Here is an 18,503-nt window from a genome sequence, read left to right as displayed (position 1 = left end):
TCGGGCGACGGATGCGGAGTGAGTATGTCGAGTAACGAGCGATTCCCAATCGAAGGAGTAATCAATGTCGGGTGGGCCTGAATCCGCCGTTTCACGTGAAACAGTTTCACGTGAAACCGAACATCGATCCGACCACGCGACGAGCTCGGGAAACGGAGACGACGGATTCACGGCTCCGTATAACGGCATCTCCGCCGAGGAGACTCCGATTGGCGCGGCCGCGCATAGAGCCAGTCAGGTACTCCACCCCCACTCCGTGACGCTACCCAAACCGCCGGAGCGCCGGATTCTCACAATCGCCAATCAGAAGGGCGGGGTCGGCAAGACCACCAGTGCGGTCAACCTCGCCTCCGCTCTCGCAGTGCAGGGCCTGACGGTCCTTGTGATCGACCTCGACCCCCAGGGCAATGCCAGCACCGCCCTCGGAGTGGCCCACCATTCAGGCATCCCGTCGAGCTACGAACTGCTCCTGGGTGAGGTGACCGCCGCCGAGGCGATCCAAACGAGCCCACACAACGAGCGGCTCTTCTGCATTCCGGCGACCATCGACCTCGCCGGCGCCGAGATCGAGCTGGTGTCGATGGTGGCCCGCGAGGGCCGGCTGAAGGGGGCGCTGTCAGAAAAGGCGCTCCGAGATATCGACGCCGACTTCATCCTCATCGACTGCCCTCCATCGCTCGGCCTGCTGACGGTGAACGCCATGGTCGCGGCCAAGGAAGTTCTGATTCCGATCCAGTGCGAGTACTACGCGCTCGAAGGCGTCGGTCAACTGCTGCGAAATATCGAGTTGGTGCAAGCCCACCTCAATCCGGACCTGCATGTCTCGACCGTGCTACTGACGATGTATGACGGGCGCACGAAGCTCGCCGACCAGGTGGCAGCGGAAGTCCGGTCCCACTTCGGAGACGCCGTCCTCCGCGCGGTCATCCCCCGAAGTGTGAAGGTCTCCGAAGCGCCCGGATACGGGATGACCGTGTTGGATTACGACCCCGGTTCACGTGGCGCGATGAGCTACCTCGACGCGGGACGTGAACTCGCAGCGCGCACAGCACAGATCACGAAGCAGGAGCAGAGATGAGTCAGACGCGTAAGGGTGGGCTCGGCCGTGGATTGGCGGCGCTGATTCCGACCGGTCCCACGACGGCACCGGGACTGGGCACTGCTGCCGCCGATGTAGTGATCGGCACAGACAAGCGCCACATCCCCACCCCGCCCACCCCGAACTCGTCGACATCACCTTCCGGCAGCGACCGAGCTCCTGCATCCACGGGAAACAACGGCGATGGAGAGGTTACGAATGGGGCTGAGCCCCTCCCCTCCCCCACCGGGGCCGTGTACCGGGAAATCGCCCCGAACCTGATCGTGCGCAACCCGAAGCAGCCGCGACAGGTCTTCGATGACGAGGCGCTGGCGGAACTGGTGCACTCCATCCGCGAATTCGGTTTGATGCAGCCGATCGTGGTGCGCCCGGTAGAAGACGGCAAGTTTCAATTGGTCATGGGTGAGCGCCGCTGGCGGGCCGGCCAGGAAGCCGGACTCGACACGATCCCGGCCATCGTCCGTGAGACGGGTGACGACGCGATGCTCCGCGACGCCCTCCTCGAGAACATTCATCGGGTGCAGCTCAACCCGCTCGAAGAGGCGGCCGCCTATCAGCAGCTGCTCGAAGAGTTCGAGGTGACTCACGAGGAACTGGCCGCGAAGATCGGTCGGTCCCGTCCCGTGGTGACCAACATGATCCGCCTCCTCAAGCTTCCGATTCCCGTCCAGCGCCGCGTTGCCGCGGGAGTGCTGTCCGCAGGACACGCCCGTGCACTGCTGTCTCTCGAGGCCGGCGCCGACGCGCAGGAAGTGATGGCGGCTCGAATCGTGGCGGAGGGCATGTCCGTCCGCGCCACAGAAGAAGCGGTCACCCTGGCGAACCGCAACGACGATCAGATCGCTCCTCCGCAACGCCGGAAGCCGATCCAGATGCCCGGACTACAGGACGTGGCCGAGCGACTGTCGGACTCCTTCGACACCAGGGTGACCGTCAGCCTCGGCAAGCGCAAAGGCAAGATCGTCGTCGAGTTCGGTTCGGTTGACGATCTGCAGCGAATTGTCGGAATGATGGAGGCGCAACGAGCCGATTCATGACCGTCCGGGCGAGGTAGAAAGCACCCGCGGGTAATCCGTCACTGTGACAGCACCGGTGACAGCATCTCGAGGGCAGATCAGCGGGGACAACGAGCAGTGAAGATCAGAGGACAACACATGACTTGTAGTAGTGACATTTGGAGGCTGATCTAGCCAATGTCGACTCACGTCACGTCGCTCACCCTCGACGGCCTGGACAAGCTCTCCGCCCACGCTCGTCGTTGCGTCTTCTGGGAAATGGATCCCGCGGCCATCCATAGTTCGCGCGGATTCTGTGACCAGGAATTCGAGAAGGAAGCATGGCTGTCGATGGTCATGCTCGAGTGGGGTTCCTGCGGTCAGGTCGCCGTCATGGATGGAAAGCCGGTCGGCAGCGCGCTATACGCTCCCCCACGCACCGTGCCTCGGGCGCAGCTTCTGCCGACCGCTCCGGTAGGTGCCGATGCCGTCCTTCTCACCAGCTTGCGACTCGAGCCCGCCGGCGAAGAACAAAATCTGGGTGCCACCCTCATTCAGGCGGTGGTCGCTGATCTGGTGAGGCGCGGTGTCCGCGCCCTGGAGGCCTTCGGTATTCGAGACGGTGGGTCGAGCGATACCGACCACTCCGGCATCGCATCGGCGACCGCTGCCATGGAATGCTCCCCCGAAGAATGCATGATCCCCGCGGAGTTTCTCGAAGACAATGGCTTCGAGATCGTCGCTCCACACCACCGGTTCCCTCGGCTGAGGCTCGAGTTGAATCGTGACCACGGGTGGAAGGAAGACGTGGAGGCTGCTCTGGAACGCCTGTTGCATACGGCATCGGTGAGCATGGTCGACATCGGGGAGCGCACCCCGGTCGGAGTGCGCTGACGGTCAGGACCGTTCAGAAGAGGACAGTTCCTCGGCAAGCAACTCAGCGAAGGTGAACGTACCGGTGGGCTGATCGTCCTGCCCGAGCAGGTACAGACGCTTCACCGAAATGAGGATGGCCTCCGCGATCGCGTCACGTGCCCGCGGATTGGACAGGACGGCAGCGTCGGACCGGTTGGTGAGATAGCCGAGATCGATCTGCACGGTCGGCATCTTGGTCAGGCGGAGCAGATCCCAGGTGCGTCCGTGCGTCCGGCAGTCCTGCAATGGGGTGCGCGCCACGATCTCCCGCTGGATGAAGCCGGTGAGAACCTGGCCGATCATCGACGTCGAACCGTGCGAGTTGCCGAAGTGGAAGCTTGCAACGCCGTTGGCAGCGGGGCTGGAGTTGCTGTCACATCGCAGGGAGATCATGAGGTCGGCGTCGAAGGCATTCGACGTGGACGCGCGTTGGATGTCCGAAGGGTTCGCGTGGTGCGGCCGGGACAGGAAGGTTTCCATCCCTGTCGCCGCCATCCGGCCCTCGAGCCGACTGGCGAGATCCCAGAGGATGTCGGACTCCGAGATGGTGCCGTACGGGGAATGGACGATCGTGCCGTAGGTGTCCCCACCGAGACCGGGGTCGATGACGATGCGCTTGCCGCTGAGCTGCGGACCGGAGCTGCGAACCATTTCTTCTTCGCTCATCGCGTGGGGCGAACCACCGGTGACCCGGGTACCGAGCAACTCGAGCGAACGGAGGGTGGCAGGGCCGCAGATTCCGTCGGCGGCGATCCCGATCTCCCGCTGGAACGACGACAGCGATTCGTGGGTCTGCGGTCCGAAGAATCCGTCGACTCGGCCGACGTAGAACCCGAGGTCCTGCAGCCGTGTCTGCAACGTAGCGACGTCGTCCCCGTACAGGGGTGCAGACAGTTGGTAGATCAGCGTGCGTGCGCCCAGGCGGTAGGACGCCTCTTTCATGGACCGATAGGTGGCCGGACCCACAACTCCGTCCACGAGGAGCCCACGTTGCTGCTGGAAGGCTCGTACGGCGCTGTCGAGGTGGTGGTCGAAGACGGCGTCGGGCGCAATCCAGTGCGAACCATTGTTGGTGTCGCGGCGAGTGTCGGCGACACCGTCATGGAGGAACCCGAGACCGGCGAGAGTGCCCCGAATCTCAGCGACGGCCGGACCATGGTCGCCGTGACGGAGTCGGTGCATGTTCGGGCCTCTCAGTCTGATTCCACGGCCGTGTGTATCACTACAGCACAGCTCTCTACAAACGAGTCGATCGATGTGTCCCGTCCGCGGATGCGACAGGAGCACATCGATCGATTGTCTCAGAGATTCCCACAAAATCGGGAATCGGGCAGGCTGTTCAGGTGTCGATCAGAGAACGTCGGCCAGCTCTTTCAGCAGCGCAGCCTTGCCCTTCGTGCCGACGATGGTGTTGATCGGCTTGCCGTCCTTGAACAGGATCAGCGTGGGGATCGACATCACCTGGAAGTCGCGGGCGGCACCCGGGTTCGCGTCGATGTCGAGCTTCGCGATCGTCAGCTTGTCGCTGTGCTCGCCGGCAATTTCCTCCAGCACCGGAGCGATCATCTTGCACGGGCCGCACCAGGTAGCCCAGAAATCGACGAGCACAGGCTTGTCGCTGCCCAGCACATCCTGTTGGAACGAATCATCGGTGATGGTGACGGTGTTCGACACGGGAAATCCCCTTACTCGACGGATAAAACTTGGACGATCGTGGACAACTCAGGCGTCGACCGGTGCACCGGCGGCCTCGACGGTGTTCGCGGTGATATCGCCGCGCTCGGCGAGCCAACGCTCGGCGTCGATGGCCGCGGAACATCCCGTGCCGGCTGCGGTGATCGCCTGTCGGTAGGTGTGGTCTACCAGGTCACCGGCAGCGAAGACACCGTCCAGCGAGGTGGCGGTGGTCGGCGTCTGCACCCGTACGTAACCGGCCTCGTCGACGTCGACCTGACCCTTCACGAGTTCGCTGCGCGGGTCGTGACCGATGGCCACGAACATTCCGGTGACGGGAAGCGTGGACTGCTCACCGGTGACGGTGTCGCGCACGACCAAACCGGTGACGCTGTTCTCCCCCAGCACCTCGATCGGTTCTGCGTTGGTGACGAACCGGATCTTCTCGTTCGACTTGGCGCGCTCGAGCATGATGCGGGACGCCCGGAACTCCTCACGGCGGTGGACCACCGTGACACTGCGGGCGAACCTGGTGAGGAAGGTCGCTTCTTCCATTGCGGAGTCGCCACCACCGACGACCACGATGTCTTGGTCCTTGAAGAAGAAGCCATCACAGGTGGCGCAGGCGCTGACGCCGCGGCCCAGGAGCTTCTCCTCGCCGGGGATGCCGAGGTATCGGGCAGCCGCGCCCATCGCGAGTACGACCGCATGTGCCTGATAGGTCTCGCCACCGACGACGACCTTCTTGATCGGCCCGGTCAGATCGAGTTCCTCGACGTCCTCGGTACGGATGTCGGCGCCGAAGCGCTTGGCCTGCTCGCGCATCTCGTCCATCAGGTCGGGGCCCATGATTCCTTGCCGGAATCCGGGGAAGTTCTCGACCTCGGTCGTCGTCATCAGAGCACCGCCGAACTGGGTGCCCTCGAAGAGCAGCGGTTCGAGTTCCGCCCGCGCCGCGTAGACGGCTGCGGTATATCCGGCAGGTCCCGAACCAACGATGATGAGTTCATGAACCGTCGATGGAGTGGTCATGCGGGCCTTCCGATAGGGAGCGTGCACAGTCGAATTGATCAACACCAGACTAAAGGGTGTTGTTCCCGGACTGTAGGTGATACCGATCGCTCCCCCACGGGCCTCTGATCAGCGAAGAGTCTCCCGGATGACACAGCGGGTGCCGGTGTAGATGGTGGGCATGCATTTGTTGCAGTGAATGCACAGGCCTTCCGCTACGTGTTGATCGCGGAACTTGTTGACGAGGTCCGGGTCGCGGAGCAGTGCGCGGGCCATCGCGACGAACTCGAACCCTTCACCCAGTGCGGTGTCGATGGTGTCGAGTCTGTTGATGCCCCCGAGAAGAATCAAAGGCATGGACAGCGCTTCGCGGAACTGGCGAGCCATCGGTAGGAAGAACGCTTCTTCGAACGGGTAGGTCGGGAAGATACGGGGTCCGTAGAGCTTCAGGCCGTACCCGACCAGTTTCGGTTGTGATGCAACGAATTCGGCCATCGGCACCTCTCCGCGGAAGAAGTACATTCCGTTGAGGAGGGAACTGCCGCCGGTGAGCTGCAGCGCGTCGAGATGCCCGTCCCGTTCGAGGAGTCGAGCGATGCGGAGGCTCTCGTCGAGCCACAATCCTTTGGGAACACCGTCGGTCATGTTGAACTTCGCGGTGACGGCGATCGTGTCGCCGACGGCGCGGCGTATCCGCTCGACCACACGGCGTGGGAAGGCTGCCCGCCTTTCGGGGCTGCCCCCGTATTCGTCGGTTCGCTTGTTGAGGTTGGGGCTCATGAAGGAACTGAGCAGGTAGTTGTGGCCGAGATGAACTTCGATGGCGTCGAAGCCGGCGTCGACCGCCGCCCGTGCGGCGTTCTCGAAGTCCGCGACGACCTGGTCCAATTCGGTATGGGTGGCACCACGCACCAGTCCCATGGCGGGTGGACTCAGACGCGTCGACGGGGCCAGCGTCTTCGTGCGGTTCGAGAGCGTGTTCGCGACCAGTCCGGCGTGCCCGATCTGCGCCGACACCAGCGCTCCTTCGGCATGGACGGCGTCGGTGAGCCGCCGAAGTCCGGGAACACTGGCCTTGTCGAGGACCAGGGTGTTGGCGTGGACCCGTCCGCCGGGTGAGACGGCGCAGTAGGCAACGGTGGTGAGCGCAGCGCCGCCGCGGGCCACTTCGGCGTGGAATTCGACGAGCTTGTCGGTGACCTGCCCGCGAGGCATGACTCCTTCGAAGGTGGCGGCTTTCATGATGCGGTTGCGCAGGGTCAGAGGGCCGAGACGGGCGGGTTCCCAGATCGTGCGCCGGTCGGTCGGAGTGGTCATGGTGTCTGCCTTCGGGCGAGGAGGGGGTGTGATCAGGCGAACGTCGAGGCGAGGGCGTCTCGGGGCGGACGCCAATTCAGACCCAGTTCGTCGCGCGTGCGGCTGTCGTCGGTGGGAGTGGCCGAGGTGAGCAGCCAGGCGGCTTCGTAACTGAAGCCTGCGCCGACCGCGGTGTTTTGCCGACGGCATCGGCGAGCCGTCCCAGGAACCGCGGAGCTACCCCGCTGCCCAGTAGGACGGCCCAACCCTGTTCGGTGACACCTTTGGTGCCTTCGAGGCCGGGACCGACCACACTGGTGGGATAGGTGACGACGACCGGTGCTCCGGCGTCCTGCAGCGCACGGGCGACACGATCGGCGGCCGCCTTCGTCCGCCCGTACGCGCTGCATCCCGCCGCGGTGGGACTGTCGGGCCCGATCACGGGATCAGGGGATGGAAACAGCGCGCTGAAACTCGCGACATGGACGATCGGGTCGAGACCGAGGAAGGCGGCTCGGACGAGAATGGCGGCGGTGGCCTGAGCGTTGACCTCCCACATCAGCTGCTCACGCCGGTCGTCCGTGCCCACGACCCCTGCACCGTGCAGAAGTGCGTCACACCCGTCGAGCAGCTGCTCGACGGACGTTCGGTCGCGGACGTCCCCCACCACGACTTCGATCCGAGCCGAGGCGTCCCCCGCCGACGCCACCACAGCGTCGATCGAGTCGTGTGGAAGGACGAGCAGGCGGACGGTGTGGCCGTCGGCGAGCAGCGCCAGGGTCGTGTGAGCGCCCACGTATCCGGTGCCGCCCGTGACCGCAATCTTCATGTGCCCGTCCTGTCGAATTACGATGCCAGTGGTCTCGTATTAGGTACGATATAGCGAGGACGGCGCTTTTGTCCCACAATTCGAGCTGATGAATGCCACCGGAACAGGACGACCCCGTGACCCGCGCATCGACACCGACGTGCTGGCCGTGACCCGCGCGATGCTCGTCGAGTCCGGGTGGGAGCAACTGAGCATGCGGGCGATCGCCACCCGTTCCGGGGTGAGCAGGGCGTCGATTACCAGGCGGTGGCCGTCCAAGGCGCATCTCGTGCTCGACGCAATTCTCGGTGCCACCCCAGACCTGACGCCGTTCGAGGGCACCGATCGGGAAGGCTGGATTCGGTGGGTCGTGACCGGCAGTGCCGAGCTGTTCGCACGGCCTGAGGTTCGCGCGGCAACTCCCGGCCTCCTCGCCGCGATCCGGGATCACGCCGAACTGCGAAATGCCTTGTGGCAGGGGTTCAGCGGGCCCAGCACCCGCCTGTTCGCCGATGATCAGGGTGAGGCGAGCACCGCGAAGGCCCTTCTCGTCCTCGCTGCTGGTGCCGCGATGTTCGCGAGCCTTATCGCCGTGGAGGACGACACTCCCGAGTTGCGTGCCAAAATCCTCGAGCTACTCGTTCCGTCTGCGCACAGCACGCTCTGATGGGTTGTCGCTCAACCGATATCGATGACAGACATGGTGGCCGGGTTCGTGGCACTGCAGCTGTTTCCCACGACCAGCGCGGTGATCTGCGGTGGCTGAGGCCCGGCAAGAAGGAGGAGTACTCCGGGGGCGCCGTCGAGCCGCACTTCCCCCGATCCCAGGAGCGTACGAGACGGCTCGATTCCATTCGCGCGCAGGCATTCTGCGAGGACTTCCGGGTTCTCGAGCGCGCCCAGTTGGCGGGATCCGATCACGGTGAGGAGACGCGCGGCGTCGAGGTCGGTGTCCAGCTCGAGAACCGCTGGGCGAGAGGAAGTCTCGGAGGTGCTCGGAGAAGCAATCGGCGGATCGGTGGGATTGCTGGTCGGCGTGACGACAGCGATCGCCACCACGACCGCAGCGGCCGCGGCCAGTGCGCCGCCTGCCACAACCGCCCACTTTCTACGCCGCGCGAGGGGCACCACCCGAGAGACCGAGGACTCCCTTTCCTCCGCGAGTGCCCGAGCGATGCGGTCGGCAACGTCGTCGGGAATCGGTGACGCGACGGAATGGTCGCGGCCCAGTGCCCCGAGCTGCTCGGTGACCCTGTCGAGCGCGGAAATGACCTCCATAGCGTCTGGATCGTTCCGCACCAGGGGCCAGAGGCGCTCACTCACGGACTCGGGCAGCACTCCGGCATGAAGATCGGACAGCAGATCGGCAGAGTACGGCGGAGCCGGCAACTCATCCGAAGAGCCGACATCATCAGTGGCCATGACACCTCCTCACCGATTCCGCTCGGTCCCGACCGGCCTGACAGTCCTGCGCTCCTATAAGAGTTTGACGCCACAGGATCATGATCGGTTCCCCTCGTCCCGGAAATATTCGAGAGAAGCGGCCAGCTTCTTGCGGCCACGCGCGCATCGACTCTTCACCGTGCCCTCCGGAACACCGAGCAGCCTGGCGGCTTCACTGGTCGAGTGACCTTCGAGGTCGACCGCCACGATCGCGGTCCGCTGATCCGGCGGCAGCTGCGCCAATGCACGATCGATCACCAGGCTCATCTCGAGCTCGGCGACCCGATCACGGACGTCCCGGGGCTCGTCGTCCTCGTCGGCCGACAGTGACACCGCCGGGCGGGCCTTGTTCCGGCGGATGCGGTCGAGGCAGGCATTGACGACGATCGTGTGCAGCCAGCTCCGGACCGCGGCATCGCGTCGGAAGGAGCCGGCATTGCGGTGTGCCGACAGCAATGCCTCCTGTAGTGCGTCCGCGGCATCCTCGCGCGTGTAGCTGGTGCGCGTCGCGACGTGCCACAGATGGTCGTAATGGCGACCGAGCAACGTCGCAAAGGCGTGCGGATCACCGGCGACATGCGCAGCGAGCAACTCGACATCCGAGGGTCCGCCCTCGGCGACCCCCCGGAAGATGCGCACCGGCGGATGTTAGCTCAGAACGCCGGGCCACGAGCAGCGGGAGCCGATTACGTCGTGGCGTTGAATCCCACGTCTGCGATGGAGGATTGGTTCTTGCCCCCGGAAGTGCTGAGGCCGGTGATCCAAACCAGGACGTTGGTGGTGGGCGCCTCCGACGTCACGGGGATTTCGGTGACACCGCTACCGAGGACCTGCGAACCGATGACCTGGGTCTGGTCGAGGGTGGGCTCCTCCGAGGGGGCGCTCCGAATCTCGACCTTGGTGCCGGGTGTCGGCGAGTTGATCCACACGCTGGACAGGTTGGCCGGCTCGTCCAAGGTGATCATCAGGCCGACACCGTTCTTCAGTGCCGGGAACGGCTGGAAGTAGGAGTCGGTACTCCACACGGTGGCGGTGTTGCCGTCGATGGCGAGCCGGGCATTGGCAGCGGAATCTGGTGTGCCCTGCGGCGAGAACACGGTGGCCGACGCGGGGGTGACCGGTGCGACGTCGGCCGGCGGTGCCGGTGCGGCGGGAGCAGCGGCGCCCGGAGGCGGCTCGGCGGAGGTGGTGAGGCCGAAGTCCTGCTCGGTGAGCGGAGCGTCCGAACTGCTTCCGGTCAAGAACGTGGCCAGCCAGAAACCGAGCAGAGCCAACACGATGATGGTCACGACCCCGAGTCCGACGAGGGCGGCGAGCATCCTGTTGGACTTCTTCTTCTCCGCCTCGATGGCTTCGGGGTCGGCGAGCTCATGCCCGGATATGCCGGGCGTGCGCTGTCCGAGCCGCAGAGCGGGGATCAGTTCGGTTTTCTCGTTGATGACCGACGCCTGGTCGAGAATGTGCTGGACCGTGGCGGCTGTGCGGATGCCCCCGTTCGGCTCCAACGAGCGCAGCGCGACCGCCGAGATCTCGAAGGGGACTTCCGGGCGAATGACCCGGGGGCCGATGGGTTGGCCGTTGGAGTCGCGGTCGGCCAGCCGCATGCCACCGACACTTCCCGGCCGATGGGTGGTGTCGCCTGCCGGTGCGGAGGGATCGCCGAGCGGCCAGCGGGCGGTGATGAGCGCGTAGAGCATGGCGCCCAGACCGCGTACGTCGGAACTGGAGTCGGAATCGGCGAGGGTGGCCGGGAAGGCCAGGACGGCGTCGCCGTTGATGCTGATCCGGATGCGGTCGGGGTGATCGATGGACAGTGCCCCACCGGCCCGGTGCGCCGTCTCCGCTGCTGCGGCGAGTGCCCGGATGGCTTTGGCGGCACCGATCGGAGAGGGCTTGGTGTCGGCCATCTCCCGCAACGAACGTCCGGGCGTCCACTCGGCGACGACGATGCCGCCCGAGCTGCCACGGACCACGTCGAGAACCCGGGCGAGACCGGGCGAGTTGATGCGACCCAGGCGCAGCGTGCGGGACAGGATCGCTTGCGGTCCTTCGGGTCCGGCCGAGGTGGAACGCTGTTCGGCGTCGACGAAGGTGAGAGCGACCTCACGGTCGAGCTTGACGTCGAGGGCCTGCCAGAACTGCAGACCCCGGGACCCACCGTGCGGTGTGAGCAGACGGTAACGACCACCCGCGACGGAGGCGCCCGGAATCAGCTTGGGGCCGCGGGGAATAGGACGCGGGCCGGCGCCTCGATCACGACCGGGTCCGGGAGTGATCGGAATCACGCCGGTGTCGAAACTGGTGTCGTGGCCCGCAGCTGCACCCGTCGGCCGGGGGTCCTTGCGTGTGGGGCCGCCTGCATCGAAGGCGGCAGTCTCGGCCGGAACAGCAGTCTTATGCGGAACAGCAGTCTTATCTGGAACAGCAGTGTCGGCCGACACAGCAGAGCCAGTGACGTTCGGCCCAGCCGTGCCGTTCGCCGGTGGCGTCGTGGAGCCGGAGTCGGCGGTCGTCGCCTGGTCCGACTTGGTCTTCGGATTGCCGGAAGTTGCGGGCTCCGATTCGATTCGGGTGGTCGGGGCGTCGACGCCATTCGACGAAGCAGCCGAATTCCGTTCGGACGCTTGCACCGTAGAACCTCCGGCTCGCTTGCTGCCGGCCACGTCGTCGTCGCTCACCCTCACTCCTTCATTTTCGAATGCCCAACTCCGACCCGTACCGGGCGGCGATCCGACCCGCTCGTGTCCAGGGTACGGGAGACCACCGGGTCGTTCGATACCACGCGGGCGACCACCGAAGTCGCGCGGTGTGGCGCGGACCACGGGAATCAGTTCCGTTTGGGCGTCGGCGAGCGGGTCGGGCTCGGGTTCCGGTTCACCGCCGCGACCGCGCAGTGCCCGGATCTTGCGCGTGACGGCGACCGTGATCGACATGATTTCGGGGACCTTCGCGAACCAGAGAATGACGAAGGTGACACCGAGCATCAAGATCCCGCTGATCGCGACTCGGGCCATGGAACCCGGGCCGCCGAACAATGTGGTGAGGCGGTCCAATTGCAGGAGGCGTTCGGCGCCGAGCATCGCGAGCGCACCCGCGAGGGAGGCGAGCACCACCACCCACACGGTTTTCCCGACGTTGGCCATTTGAAGGTTTCCGAGGCTGCGGTGCAGGAGGTACCCACCGATGAGTGCACCGGTGATGTACCCGATGCCGTTCGCGGCGCCCAGCAGGATCACCACCTGGTCGTCGCTCGAGGCGATGAGGGGGGTGAGTGCGGAGAGCGCGATCTTCACCGCAGTGATGCCGAGGACGATCCAGGTGGGAGTCCAGGCGCGTTCACGGGCGTAGAAGACACGGAGCTGGATGAGGACGAGGGAATACGGGATGAGTGTGAAGGCGGACCAACTGACGGCCTGGCCGAGACGCCCTGCGTCACCCGTACCGAAGTTGCCGTACCCGTACAGGGCCTGCCCGACCTCGGGTCCCGCGAAGGTGAGGAAGGTGATGATCGGAACCAGCGAGATCATCGTCAGACGCGTCGCCACCGAGAGGTCGTCGACGACGGCGGGGGTGTCGTCTGCGGCGGCATTGCGGCTGAGCCTCGGCATGATCGCGGTGAGCACGGTGACACCGAGCACGCCGTACGGCAGCTGCAGCAGGAGCCACGCGTTGTTGTAGATCGCGGGACCCGACGCGTCCGCTTGGGACGAAATGCGGGTGGCGACGATCATGCCCGCCTGGCTGATCAGCACGTACAGGATAATGGCGACGGCCATCCCGCCGAACTGCTTGAGCCGGTCGTCGAGGCCCCACAGCGGCTTCAACGAGATGCCTTCGCGTCGGATTGCAGGCACGAGGCTGGCGGCCTGCACCACGACACCGAGGGTGACGCCTACGCCGAGGACCAGCAGTTTCGGGTCGCTCATCCGCACCGGGTCGAGGGTGATTTCGCCCGGCATCGCGTAGTAGATCACCAGCACGGTGAGCATCACGACGTTGTTGAGCACCGGGGCCCAGGCCCCGGGTTTGAACACCTGCCTGGTGTTGAGAATTGCCGTGAGCAGGGCGGACAGCCCGTAGAACAGAATCGCCGGCAGGAGGAGAAACGACAGAGCTGTGGTGAGGGACGTGTTGACCTTGCCGTCGTCGGACAGGAACACGTGGGTGGTGAGCACCGGGGCGGCCGCGGTGGCGAGCAACGCTGCCGTTCCGAGGAGCACACAGGTGGCCGTGAACAGGCGGCGCACGAAGGCGGCACCGTTGTCCGGGTCCTCACGTTCCGCGCGGACCAGCACGGGCACGACGATGGCGGTCAGCACCGCGCCGAGCACCAGCTCGGAAATCATGTTCGGGATCTGGCTGGCGACGGTGAACGAGCTGGCCACCGAGCCGCCGAGCAATGTCAGGACCAGCAGTTGCTTGGCGAATCCGGTGATGCGGCTGACGAGTGTCGCCACCGCGATCGACCCGGTGGACGCGAGGAGGCGGGAGTTGCTCTGTTTCTGCGGTGCCGTCGACGGTCCCGAGTCCCGGACCGGCGGCGGCGGGGGGTCGACCCGGATGGCCGCGAACTGCACCGTCGGTGCCTCGTCCGGTCGAATCTCCCGTGCCCAGTGGTCCCGTTCCCACGGTGCGACCCGGGGATGCGAGCGATCGGGAAGCCTCTGGCCCCGGTCGGGCAAGTTCCCGGTCATGAACGTTCGTACCCTTCGTCAGCTGGATCCGGCTGGCCGCGGAATCGGTGCCACAGCCGGCGGCCGGCGAGGAACAGCAGCAGGGTGCCCGCACACGCTGTCAGGATCGCCAAGGCCTGCCCGTACGCGTTGGACCGTACCGTCACGCTGGTCGGCTCACCGAGTTGCTGCCCATCGGCCGTGGTCAGCGAGAAGGTGACGACGAGCTTGCGGGAGTCGTTGGCCTCGGTGGGCACGGTCAGCGTCCGGCTGCCGCGCGGCGGCAGTGGCGTCGGCCCGATGTCGGTAATGGTCATCCCCGACGGCGCGGCGACCTGCAGCTGGACGGTGATGCCCACGGGCAGGTCGTTCCGGGCGACGAGCAAAAGGGGGCTCTGTTCCGACGCCAGGGTGTAGACCCCGCCGGGGGACACGACGGTGACGGCTCCGAAGAGGTCGTTCATGGTGTCGGCCACCTGCTCGGTGCGCAGGTCGGATGCCTCGCTCGCCGAGTCGTGCTCCTCGTCACGGCGATGGGCGAGGCTCATCGAACGCAGCAGATCTTCGCGGAGCGGTGCGGTGAACCGCTCCGGGGTCAGCGTGGCCTGCGGGTCGTCGATCAGCGCCGCGTCCAGTGTCTCGATGCGGGGTATCTGCTCGGCGACGGCGTCGCGGTGGTGGGCGGGAATCCCGTCCTCGGTGGCCTGGTCCGGGTAGTCCAGTGACGACAGCTCCGGTGATCCGGGTTGGCGACCCAGCAGTGCGGGAAGTGGCCGGGGGGAGGCGAGACCGGTGCGGATCATCGACGACACCGTCGACAGAATCGTCTCGGCGTCGTCCTCACCGGCGGTCCACAGTTGGGGCGGAACCACCATGAGCGAGCGCGGTGTCCCGGCGCTGCGGGCGACGGCCGGTTCGAGTGCAGACCAGGACACGGCACCGAGGGCGTCCTGCAGACGGGCTGCCTGCGAGTCGTCGGTGAGGTCGAACCGGGCCCGCGCGGGGGTGTACGAGGGAGTCTGCGGCGTGGTGCCGGTCGCGGCCAGGGCAGCGCCCACCGCAGGATCGAACAGCAGCGCATCGAGGCTGCCGGTGGGCGCGGACGTCCCGGTGGCCGCGGGGGTGGTCTCACCGTTCCCGGGCACCGGCGCCTGCGCAGGACTTGCCTCGATGACGTGGGCGCTGTCCCTCGGTGCGTCGGTGTCTATGGCGTTGGCGGCGACCAGGGTGGTGGTGGGCTGATCTCGGCGTAACAGCTGTGCAGTGTCGTCGTCGAGGACTCCGGCGTCGCTCCACACGAAGTTTCGCAGCGAGGTGACCCCGAGGATGTTGTCGACGATGTCGGCGGGAGCCTCGAGAGCGGCGGCGGTGAGCTCGGTGTTCCCCACGGCACTGATCGCGGACAGATCGGCCTGGGCGAACGGCACCGACGTGGTGCACATCGATGCGGCGAGTGACCGGGCTCGCTCGAGCCAGTCCGCGGCGGCCTCCCGGCCGGTACCCGCGTGCGCCGGTCCGGTGGGGTCGGACGGATCGTCCACCACCAGATAATCGCGGGTCATGTTCTCGACCGTGATGAGCAGGTCGGGGTCGACGGCCAGACACATGCTGTCGCGAAGTGCATGATCGCGATCCACCGCTTCACCGGTGGCGAACTCTGCGGACGCCAGCAACTCGTGGAGGCGTCCGCCGTCGGCAAGGGAGGTCGCGAGCTCGTCGTCGACGAGACGAACCGGGTCGGTGACCGAACCCGGCACTCCGGCGGCGAGTCGCGGCCGGTCGGCGAGCGGCCACAACATGGTGACCGCGACGGGGCTGGAAATGTCGGGTGGAATTGCCGGCGTACCGGGCACCCCGAACACGGGGAGCAGGAAGCGGGCATCGTCCAGGCGCGCGGCGCCACCGTACTCGGGGGTGCCGTTGACGTTGACCAGCATGGGGTAGACGCCGGGTTCGGTGATGTCGAGTGCGGGATCGGTGTCCGACCGCAGTGGCAGGGACAACGTGAACTGCTCGCTCTGGCCTTCGTCGAGGCTGTCGGCGACCGTGTCGAACATGCCGACCGTGTCGAACCGCGACTGGTCGAGTGTGAGGGAGGTGCGAAGGGCGTCGCTGCTCGCGACGGCGGGGGCCCGTTGCAGACGCACGCTGACGTCGCTGACCGTGCGGTCGCCGATGTTCTTCACCGATCCCGACACGGTGACGAAGGGATCGCTGGTGGTGGTGACCGTGTTGGGAGTGACCGTGTCGATGTGCAGCTCGAGAAACTCCGGATCCTCGTCGACGGTCTGGCTCCCGGCGCTCACCGGCGGAACGGGATCCTGGGCAACAGCCACTCCGGTGCCGACGGGAGCGAGAGCAACCACGAGTGCGGTCGATGCCGCTGCCCCGATCCGGCGAAAAGCCATCCTCATCCGGCGTCGTGCCCCTTCTGAAGCTTCAGATCGGGGTCGGGCAGAGTGGTTGTCATCTTGGAGATCAATTCACCGGCGATTTCTGCGAGTTTCCGTTCGTCTGCGTAGGCCAGGCGTGACCCCAGCTCGGCGAGCGGCACCCACGCTACCTCGGTGACTTCCACGTCTTCGTCGGACAGTTCCCCGCCGAGGAACCGGAGCAGATAATGATGCACCGTCTTGTGGACACGCCTGCCCTCGGTGACGAACCAGTAGTCGATGCTGCCCAGCGAAGCCAGGACCGTGCCCTGGATGCCCGTCTCCTCTTCGACCTCACGCATAGCCGTCTGCTCGGCCGTCTCCCCTTGCTCGATGTGCCCCTTGGGCAACGACCACAGCAGACGGCCGCGCCGATCGGTCCGCCCGATGAGCGCTGCGCACAGGTTCTCCCTGGGTCCGCCGAGACCGTTGACCACCAGACCACCCGCCGAGGTTTCCCGAACCGTCCTCATATGGGGTTTCGCGGGTTTGCCGACGGCGCCGCGCCGCCGCGAGTTGCGGCGACTCCTGTTCGCACGTTCGGCAGCAGACACCCCATCGATAGTAGTTGCCTTCCCGGCCTCTCCCTGATTGCCGCACCCAACCGAGATGCTTCGTGACGGTCCTGTCGTGATCGAAACTTCGAGGTGACGCCCTCGCATGCATATCCCGCTATTTGCGCACCTCGGTAAGCTTCCTGGACGTGACTGTCCCTTCTCTCGACGACGAGCGCCGTACGCGACTGCTTGCCGGCGCCGCGGTGACGCTGCGTGAGCTGTCCGAAGTCCTGACGCCGCTCGGAGAGAGGTTCGCTGCTGCGGGCCACGAGCTGTACCTGGTGGGCGGGAGTGTCCGGGACGCGATTCTCGGACGCCTCGGTACCGACCTCGACTTCACCACCGATGCCCGGCCCGAGCAGGTGCAGAAATTGTTGTCGGGCTGGGCCGACAATCAGTGGGACACAGGTATCGACTTCGGGACGATCAGCGCCGCGAAGGCGGGGCAGCAGATCGAGATCACCACCTACCGTGCCGACGCGTACGACCGGGTGTCGCGCAACCCCGTCGTCTCGTTCGGGTCGAAGCTCGAGGACGACTTGGTGCGGCGAGACTTCACGGTCAACGCGATGGCGGTGAAGATCGGTGCGGACGGCTCCCAGGACTTCGTCGATCCGCTCGGCGGGATGGATGCGCTTCTGGCCGGTGTGCTGGACACCCCGTCGGCTCCCGAGAATTCCTTCGACGACGACCCGCTGCGCATGCTGCGGGCCGCCCGTTTCGTGTCGCAGCTGGGTTTCACCCTCCATGAGCGCGTCCATCGGGCGATCACGGACATGGCACCGCAGATCGAACGCATCACGGCCGAACGGGTGCGCGCCGAACTGGACAAACTGATTCTGGGCGAGTTCCCCAACGACGGCATCAACGTGATGTGTGAGACCGGGCTGGCCGACCACGTGCTGCCCGAGGTCCCGCAGATGAAGCTCGAGATCGACGAGCATCATCAGCACAAGGATGTGTACTGGCATTCGCTGACCGTGCTCGCGCAGGCCATCGACCTCGAGGACGGCGACCCCGACCTCGTGTTGCGGTGGGCTGCGCTGCTGCACGACATCGGTAAGCCGGACACCAAGCGCAACGAGCCGGGCGGCGGCGTGAGCTTCCACCACCACGAGGTGGTGGGGGCCAAGTTGGTGCGTAAGCGGATGCGTGCCCTCAAGTACTCCAAGCAGATGGTGGACGACGTCTCTCAGCTGGTGTTCCTTCACCTGCGTTTTCACGGCTACGGCAAGGGTCAGTGGACGGATTCGGCGGTACGTCGCTATGTCACCGACGCCGGTCCGCTGCTGCCGCGGTTGCACAAGCTGGTCCGCGCCGACTGCACCACGCGTAACAAGCGGCGGGCGGCGGCGTTGCAGGCCACCTACGACGACATCGAGGAGCGGATCGCGAGGCTCGCGGAGCAGGAGGATCTCGCCCGGGTGCGCCCCGACCTCGACGGCAACGCGATCATGGAACTGCTGGGCATTCCCGCGGGTCCGGATGTGGGGAAGGCGTGGCAGTACCTGAAGGAGCTGCGACTCGATCGTGGTCCCCTCACCCGCGACGAAGCGGAGGCCGAGCTGCTGTCGTGGTGGGCGTCGCGGCAGGGCTGACC

14 protein-coding genes and 1 pseudogene are annotated in these 18,503 nt (G+C 65.9%); 5 read left to right on the top strand and 10 right to left on the bottom strand.

Annotated features, from left to right (window positions below; all coding sequences use genetic code 11):
- Positions 1–64: 64 nt before the first annotated feature.
- From ACH49N_RS22480 to ACH49N_RS22470, 3 genes are all read left to right on the top strand, one after another.
- A complete protein-coding gene (locus ACH49N_RS22480) occupies positions 65–1,078 on the top strand; it encodes a ParA family protein (RefSeq protein WP_159926747.1) in 1,014 nt (337 codons plus the stop codon).
- Positions 1,075–2,136: a ParB/RepB/Spo0J family partition protein gene (locus ACH49N_RS22475; protein ID WP_159926745.1), complete on the top strand. Its 1,062-nt coding sequence runs from the start codon at positions 1,075–1,077 to the stop codon at positions 2,134–2,136. Before ACH49N_RS22480 ends, ACH49N_RS22475 begins: the two co-directional genes overlap by 4 nt.
- Positions 2,137–2,292: 156 nt before the next feature.
- Positions 2,293–2,988, top strand: a complete 696-nt coding sequence (locus ACH49N_RS22470) for a GNAT family N-acetyltransferase (RefSeq protein ID WP_250774045.1) — start codon at positions 2,293–2,295, stop codon at positions 2,986–2,988.
- Positions 2,989–2,991: 3 nt separating this feature from the next.
- Here the strand turns inward: ACH49N_RS22470 and ACH49N_RS22465 are convergent, their stop codons facing one another.
- The 5 genes and pseudogenes from ACH49N_RS22465 to ACH49N_RS22445 all read right to left on the bottom strand — a co-directional run bounded on the left by ACH49N_RS22465 (position 2,992) and on the right by ACH49N_RS22445 (position 7,819).
- On the bottom strand, positions 2,992–4,191 hold the full coding sequence (locus ACH49N_RS22465) for an N-acetylmuramoyl-L-alanine amidase (protein ID WP_109334753.1): 1,200 nt from the start codon (positions 4,189–4,191) through the stop codon (positions 2,992–2,994).
- 168 nt (positions 4,192–4,359) lie between these two features.
- The gene (gene trxA, locus ACH49N_RS22460) at positions 4,360–4,683 is read right to left on the bottom strand and encodes a thioredoxin (protein ID WP_109334752.1); all 324 of its coding nucleotides are present in this window, start codon (positions 4,681–4,683) and stop codon (positions 4,360–4,362) included.
- A 48-nt stretch (positions 4,684–4,731) separates the two neighbouring features.
- Entirely contained in the window at positions 4,732–5,715 is a 984-nt protein-coding gene (gene trxB / locus ACH49N_RS22455; RefSeq protein ID WP_159926741.1) for a thioredoxin-disulfide reductase, read from the bottom strand.
- Positions 5,716–5,823: 108 nt separating this feature from the next.
- A complete protein-coding gene (gene nox, locus ACH49N_RS22450) occupies positions 5,824–7,011 on the bottom strand; it encodes a 4,4'-dithiodibutanoate disulfide reductase (protein WP_358274699.1) in 1,188 nt (395 codons plus the stop codon).
- 32 nt (positions 7,012–7,043) lie between these two features.
- Positions 7,044–7,819 (bottom strand): annotated as a pseudogene (locus ACH49N_RS22445) (NAD-dependent epimerase/dehydratase family protein).
- 88 nt (positions 7,820–7,907) lie between these two features.
- Between ACH49N_RS22445 and ACH49N_RS22440 the strand changes: the two are divergent.
- Positions 7,908–8,465, top strand: a complete 558-nt coding sequence (locus ACH49N_RS22440; RefSeq protein ID WP_358274701.1) for a helix-turn-helix domain-containing protein — start codon at positions 7,908–7,910, stop codon at positions 8,463–8,465.
- Positions 8,466–8,476: 11 nt separating this feature from the next.
- On the opposite strand, the gene ACH49N_RS22435 is transcribed toward ACH49N_RS22440, so the two are convergent.
- The 5 genes from ACH49N_RS22435 to ACH49N_RS22415 form a co-directional block, all read right to left on the bottom strand.
- Positions 8,477–9,220, bottom strand: coding sequence for a hypothetical protein (locus ACH49N_RS22435; protein WP_358274703.1), 744 nt, complete (start codon positions 9,218–9,220; stop codon positions 8,477–8,479).
- Positions 9,221–9,298: 78 nt separating this feature from the next.
- Positions 9,299–9,880, bottom strand: a complete 582-nt coding sequence (sigM, locus tag ACH49N_RS22430) for an RNA polymerase sigma factor SigM (RefSeq protein ID WP_250774035.1) — start codon at positions 9,878–9,880, stop codon at positions 9,299–9,301.
- A gap of 47 nt (positions 9,881–9,927) precedes the next feature.
- The gene (murJ, locus tag ACH49N_RS22425) at positions 9,928–13,818 is read right to left on the bottom strand and encodes a murein biosynthesis integral membrane protein MurJ (RefSeq protein ID WP_358274807.1); all 3,891 of its coding nucleotides are present in this window, start codon (positions 13,816–13,818) and stop codon (positions 9,928–9,930) included.
- Between the two features lie 113 nt (positions 13,819–13,931).
- A complete protein-coding gene (locus tag ACH49N_RS22420; protein WP_358274808.1) occupies positions 13,932–16,322 on the bottom strand; it encodes a DUF6049 family protein in 2,391 nt (796 codons plus the stop codon).
- A gap of 2 nt (positions 16,323–16,324) precedes the next feature.
- A complete protein-coding gene (locus tag ACH49N_RS22415; protein WP_109334743.1) occupies positions 16,325–16,900 on the bottom strand; it encodes an NUDIX hydrolase in 576 nt (191 codons plus the stop codon).
- 149 nt (positions 16,901–17,049) lie between these two features.
- Here ACH49N_RS22415 and ACH49N_RS22410 point away from each other — a divergent pair, with 149 nt between their 5' ends.
- A complete protein-coding gene (locus ACH49N_RS22410; protein WP_358274705.1) occupies positions 17,050–18,501 on the top strand; it encodes a CCA tRNA nucleotidyltransferase in 1,452 nt (483 codons plus the stop codon).
- Positions 18,502–18,503 lie beyond the last annotated feature (2 nt).

This window comes from Rhodococcus sp. NPDC019647, from assembly GCF_044389235.1.
In the GTDB taxonomy this organism is placed as follows: Bacteria; Actinomycetota; Actinomycetes; order Mycobacteriales; family Mycobacteriaceae; genus Rhodococcus_F; species Rhodococcus_F oxybenzonivorans.
Note: the sequence above shows the minus strand (reverse complement) of the source record. Positions and strands in the feature narration are given on the sequence as shown.